Here is a 6000-nt window from a genome sequence, read left to right as displayed (position 1 = left end):
GGCGGCCTCACCGACCGGCGTGAGCCGGTACTCCTCGACGGTGTCCCCCGTATTGCGCACCCGCAGCCTCACGACGGCGCTGTCACCGGGGGCGACGGTGGTCGCGGGGGGCTCTAGGGCAGTCCACATAGTCATCCCATTTGCGTAGCGTCTTTTTGGCGTTGCCTGGCCTGCCGGCCGCTGAATTGCTGTCAGAAGGTAGGCAGACAACATCAATTGTGCGATGAACAGTTGGCGGAGCAGCACTCGGGCCATGGGTCGGGCGAGACGGACCGCGCGGAGGAGGTGGGCGCGGCGCATTCGCCGGTCGGCGCCGGGTGGTCGGGTGTTGGACACGATGGCCGATTGCCTCTGCGGGCCGTGGGGCATCCAGTCGTGTCCACCTCAGCTGTCGCCTGCGGTCGGCCAACTTCCGTGTGGCTATGGTTCGTTGTGCCGGTAGCGCACCCAGCCGATGCGAAACATCGTCCGGCTACCGGACGGGTCCGTATCGTTCCTGCGCCGTCATAGCCGTCGTAGCCGTTGTGCTGCTCGGCTGCCAGGTGGGCCCGGCCAGACCGGCCAGACCTGGCCTGAACGCTCGGCGCCGGAAGCCCGGGCTCTTGACCTGCGTGGCCTCAGCAACTAGCTTGCGGTGACTATCGGCTAGAACCATGGAAGGAGGCGACCCGCGGATGCACACCAACTCCGATCTCGGTCGCCTCGCCCAGCGCGCGGCCTGGGCTCCGGGCCGGATCGCCCACGGCTGCTGAGCAAGCCGCTTCAGCGCGTCCTGCGGGGCTCCAGCCCGTCCTGCGGGACTTGCATCTGGTCTTTCTCTTTTCTTCCTTCACCCTTGACCTTCCGGTACGCCCTTTCAGGGTGCCGTTTCGTGCGTCTGCCTCGCCTCGGCAAGCCCGAACACCCGGCGCCCCCGAACACAGAAAGCTGCCTCACATTGGCTCACATGACGAACCGACCGAACCCGCACCGAAGTGCGAACCGGCCGTGGTAGCCCCGCAGAAGTGCGAACAGGCCGTGGTGGCGCCGCAGTTGACCGTCAACGGTGACGCCATGCCGATCGCGCCGACACCGCCCCAGACCACCGCCCTGGACTTCCTGCGCGAGCGCGGACTCACCGGCACCAAGGAAGGCTGCGCCGAAGGCGAATGCGGTGCCTGCTCGGTGCTGGTGGCCAGGCCCGGGGTGAAGAGGCCCACCGATTGGGTGGCGGTCAACGCCTGTCTGGTCCCGGTCGCGGCACTCGACGGCCAGGAGATCGTCACCTCCGAGGGGCTCGCGACGGACGGCGGACCCGGCGGTGCTCCCACCCTGCACCCGGTGCAGGAGGAGATGGCGGTCCGTGGCGGCTCGCAATGCGGATACTGCACGCCGGGGTTCATCTGCAGCATGGCCGCCGAGTACTACCGGCCCGACCGCTGTGCGCATGCCGCCCCCGGCTCCGGCGACGGCACGGTCCAATCGGACGCCGAGCACGGTCCCAACGGCTTCGACCTGCACGCCCTGAGCGGCAACCTGTGCCGCTGCACGGGTTACCGCCCGATCAGGGACGCGGCGTTCGCGGTCGGGGCGCCGACCGACGAGGACCCGCTCGCGCGGCGCCGCGAACAGGCGCCGCCGGCGCCGGTAGCCACCGAGTACCTCCAGGGTGACAGTGCCTTCCTGCGCAAGGGCACCTTGGCCGAGACGCTGCGGGTGCTGCGGGAGCGGCCCGATGCGGTGGTGGTCGCCGGCTCCACGGACTGGGGCGTCGAGGTCAACATTCGTTCTCGCAGGGCCAGTTGTGTGGTCGCCGTCGACCGGCTGCCCGAGTTGCGAGAGCTGCGCGTCGCGTCCGACTCCATCGAGATCGGCGCGGGCCTCACGCTCACCGAGATCGAGCGCCGCCTCGACGGCGACGTTCCGCTCCTGGCGGAGCTGTTCCCGCAGTTCGCCTCCCGGCTCATCCGCAACGGCGCGACCCTCGGCGGCAACCTCGGCACCGGCTCTCCCATCGGTGACAGCCCGCCCGTACTGCTGGCGCTGGAAGCGTCGGTGGTGCTCGCCGGAGAGGACGGCGAGCGTACGGTCCCGCTGGCCGATTACTTCACCGGGTACCGGCAGAGCGTGCGTCGGCCCGGCGAACTGATCCGCGCGGTACGGATTCCGCGGCCGCTGTCGCCGGTCGTGGCCTTCCACAAGATCGCCAAGCGGCGGTTCGACGACATTTCCAGTGTCGCGGTCGCCTTCGCCCTCGACATCGCGGACGGTGTCGTCCGCAAGGCCCGCATCGGCCTGGGCGGCGTGGCCGCCACCCCGATCCGTGCCCTGGAGACCGAGGCGGCCCTGGAGGGCCGGCCGTGGTCGGCCGGGACCGTCGAGGCCGCGGCCCTGGTGCTGCGGTCCGCGGGCACGCCGATGGGGGACCATCGCGCCAGCGCCGAGTACCGCTCCGCGATGCTGGGCCAGAGCCTGCTCAAGCTGTACGCGCAGAACACCGAGGCGGTGTCGTCATGAGTCAACTGTCCGAGCGTCCCGAGAAGCCCGTCGTCGGCGTCCCGCTGCCGCACGAGAGCGCCGTTCTGCACGTCACGGGAACCGCCCTCTACACCGACGACCTGGTGTTCCGCACCAAGGACGTCCTGCACGCCCATCCGGTGCAGGTGATGAAGGCGCACGGCCGCATCACCGCGATCCGTACCGGAGCGGCGCTGGAGGTGCCCGGTGTGGTCCGGGTCCTGACCGGCGCCGACGTGCCCGGCGTCAACGACGCGGGGATGAAGCACGACGAGCCGCTGTTCCCCAACGAGGTCATGTTCCACGGCCATGCGGTCGCCTGGGTGCTGGGCGAGACCTTGGAGGCGGCCCGGCTCGGGGCGGCGGCGGTCGAGGTGGAGATCGAGGAGCTGCCCTCCCTGATCACACTTGAGGACGCGATCACGGCCGAAAGCTTCCACGGCGCCCGGCCCGTCATGCTGTCGGGCGACATCGAGGCCGGCTTCGCCGACTCCGAGCATGTGTTCACCGGCACGTTCCAGTTCTCCGACCAGGAGCACTTCTACCTGGAGACGCACTGCGCGCTCGCTCACATCGACGAGTCCGGACAGGTCTTCGTCCAGAGCAGCAGCCAGCACCCTTCGGAGACGCAGGAGATCGTCGCTCACGTGCTCGGGCTGCACAGCCACGAGGTGACCGTGCAGTGCCTGCGCATGGGCGGCGGTTTCGGCGGCAAGGAGATGCAGCCCCACGGCTTCGCGGCCATCGCCGCACTCGGCGCCCGGCTGACCGGACGCCCGGTCAGGCTGCGGCTCAACCGCACGCAGGACCTGACGATGTCCGGCAAGCGGCACGGCTTCCACGCCACGTGGAAGATCGGGTTCGACGCGGAGGGCCGCATTCAGGCCCTGGACGCCACGTTGACCTCCGACGGCGGCTGGAGCCTGGACTTGTCCGAGCCGGTCCTCGCCCGCGCCCTGTGCCACATCGACAACACGTACTGGATCCCCAACGCCCGCATCGCCGGCCGCATCGCCAAGACCAACAAGGTCTCCAACACCGCCTTCCGCGGCTTCGGCGGACCCCAGGGCATGCTGGTCATCGAGGACATTCTGGGCCGGTGTGCGCCCCGACTCGGCCTGGATGCGATGGAGTTGAGGGAGCGCAACTTCTACCAGAAGGACCAGTACACGCCGTACGGGCAGCCGGTCACCCAGCCCGAGCGGATCTCCACCGTATGGCAGCAGGTCAAGCGGAACGCCACGGTCGCCGACCGCAACCGGGAGATCTCCGCCTTCAACGCGGCCCATCCGCACACCAAGCGGGCCCTGGCGATCACCGGCATCAAGTTCGGCATCTCGTTCAACCTCACCGCCTTCAACCAGGGCGGTGCCCTGGTGCTGATCTACAAGGACGGCTCCGTCCTGATCAACCACGGCGGCACCGAGATGGGCCAGGGCCTCCACACCAAGATGATGCAGGTGGCCGCGACCGCCCTGGGCATCCCCCTGTACAAGGTGCGACTCGCCCCGACGCGCACCGACAAGGTGCCCAACACCTCGGCCACCGCTGCCAGTTCAGGCGCGGACCTGAACGGAGGCGCGGTCAAGAACGCCTGCGAGCAGCTGCGCGAACGGCTGGTGCAGGTTGCCGCCACGCAGCTGGGGGTGAACGGCAGCGACGTCCGCATCGCCGAGGGCGTCGCCCGCGCCCTGGGCACCGAACGGGAACTGGCCTGGGACGACCTGGTGCGCACCGCGTACTTCCAGCGCGTCCAGCTGTCGGCGGCCGGCTACTACCGCACGGAGGGGCTGCACTGGGACGCGAAGGCGTTCCGCGGCACGCCGTTCAAGTACTTCGCCCATGGCGCCGCCGCCACCGAGGTGGAGGTCGACGGCTTCACCGGCGCGTACCGAATCCGGCGCGTGGACATCGTGCACGACGTCGGCGAGAGCCTGTCTCCGATGATCGACATCGGCCAGGTCGAGGGCGGCTTCGTTCAGGGCGCCGGCTGGCTGACGCTGGAGGATCTGCGATGGAACACCGAAGACGGGCCGCAGCGCGGCCGGCTCCTCACCCAGGCGGCCAGTACGTACAAGCTGCCGAGCTTCTCGGAGATGCCCGAGGAGTTCAACGTCTCGCTGCTGGAGAACGCCCCCGAGGAGGGCGCGGTCTACGGTTCCAAGGCCGTGGGCGAGCCTCCGCTCATGCTGGCGTTCTCGGTGCGCGAGGCACTGCGGCAGGCCGCCGCCGCGTTCGGACCGGACGGGACGAGTGTCGAGCTGGCCTCGCCCGCGACACCGGAGGCGGTGTACTGGGCGATCCAGTCGGCCCGCCTGGGTGGAACCCAGGTTCGCCGCGACGCCCCCGACGAGTCGGTGCAGGACAGCGTCATCCGCACCGCCACGGAAGCACTCAGCGGTGCCTGACATGACGTGGATCGCCGCGGTCGCGCGGTTGCGGACGCGCCGGGAGTCCGGCGTGTTGGTGACCGTCGCGACCGTGCGCGGCCACGCCCCGCGCGACGCCGGCGCGAAACTCGTCGTCGGACGGGACCGGAGCTGGGGCTCGATCGGCGGGGGCAACGTCGAGGCCGTCGCGATCGACCGGGCCCGGCAGATGATCGAGGCCGGCAAGCCGGAGCCGGAGCTGATGGACTTCGCCCTGAACGACAAGGTGACCAACCAGCACGGCGTGCAGTGCTGCGGCGGTACGGTCTCGGTCCTGCTCGAACCGCTCCCGGTGGTGAATGCGGTGGCAATCTTCGGTGTCGGCCACGTCGGCCTCGAACTGGCGCGCATTCTGGCCCGGCAGGACATCGACCTGCACCTCGTCGACAGCCGGGCCGAGACCCTCACCGACAAACGGCTCGGCGTGCTGGCGGACGCGGTGGCGCAGGTGCATGTGCATCACACGCCGCTGCTGCCCGAGCAGGTGCTGGAGGAGTTGCCGCGAGGCACCCACGTCCTGATCATGACCCATGACCACGCCGAGGACGCCGCGCTGTGCGACGCCGCACTGCGCAACTCCCGCATCGGGTCGATCGGGTTGATCGGTTCGGCCGCGAAGTGGGCGCGGTTCCGCAGCCGCCTCGCAACCGAGGGCGGTCACGACGAGGCCACCATCGGCCGGATCAAGACACCGATCGGGCTGAGCGGCATCACGGGCAAGGAACCGGCGGTGATCGCCCTGAGCGCCGCCGCCGATCTCCTCCGCACCTTCGAGGAGGAAGGCAGCTGGTGATTCCGCCCCCCGGGGCGCCCCGCATCACGTGCCGGCCGTCGGCGCGGTCGGACGCGGGACTTCGGCCGTGGTGGACGGGTGCGGGGCGGGGTCGGGCGCCCCCGCCGCGTCCTACTCCTCCGGCTCCCACGTGCGGAGCAGGGCGAGCGCTCTGCGTCCTGCTTGCTTCGGGCAGCCAACTCGGCACGGCCGTGGTCCTCCGGCCGGCACCCTCCGGATGGCGAGACGTATCGTGGCAGGGGAACCGAACGCGCTCATCGGCGCGGCCTCCGTGATCTCGCT

Annotated in this window: 3 protein-coding genes; all 3 read left to right on the top strand. The window is 70.0% G+C overall.

The annotated features are described in order from the left end of the window. The first annotated feature begins 1017 nt into the window (after positions 1–1017). Genes IE267_RS38865 through xdhC form a run of 3 tightly spaced genes read left to right on the top strand, consistent with a single transcriptional unit; the run spans position 1018 to position 5718 of the window. Entirely contained in the window at positions 1018–2496 is a 1479-nt protein-coding gene (locus IE267_RS38865; protein WP_189766520.1) for a xanthine dehydrogenase small subunit, read from the top strand. Next, positions 2493–4904 carry a xanthine dehydrogenase molybdopterin binding subunit gene (gene xdhB / locus IE267_RS38860; RefSeq protein WP_189766518.1) on the top strand — a complete coding sequence of 804 codons (2412 nt, stop codon included), beginning with the start codon at positions 2493–2495 and terminating at the stop codon, positions 4902–4904. The genes IE267_RS38865 and xdhB overlap by 4 nt, the downstream gene beginning before the upstream one ends. Before the next feature lies 1 nt (position 4905). Continuing rightward, positions 4906–5718: a xanthine dehydrogenase accessory protein XdhC gene (gene xdhC / locus IE267_RS38855; protein ID WP_189766517.1), complete on the top strand. Its 813-nt coding sequence runs from the start codon at positions 4906–4908 to the stop codon at positions 5716–5718. Positions 5719–6000 lie beyond the last annotated feature (282 nt).

The sequence above is a fragment of the Streptomyces xanthochromogenes genome (assembly GCF_014650455.1).
Classification (GTDB): Bacteria; Actinomycetota; Actinomycetes; order Streptomycetales; family Streptomycetaceae; genus Streptomyces; species Streptomyces xanthochromogenes.
The sequence above is the reverse complement of the archived record's forward strand: the minus strand, read 5'-3'. Positions and strand labels throughout refer to the sequence as shown.

What these genes read in the sequence shown, in the direction of transcription:
- xdhB (WP_189766518.1), top strand. Translation starts at nt 2,493, where the DNA reads ATGAGTCAACTGTCCGAGCGTCCCGAGAAGCCCGTCGTCGGCGTCCCG.
- xdhC (WP_189766517.1), top strand. Translation starts at nt 4,906, where the DNA reads ATGACGTGGATCGCCGCGGTCGCGCGGTTGCGGACGCGCCGGGAGTCC.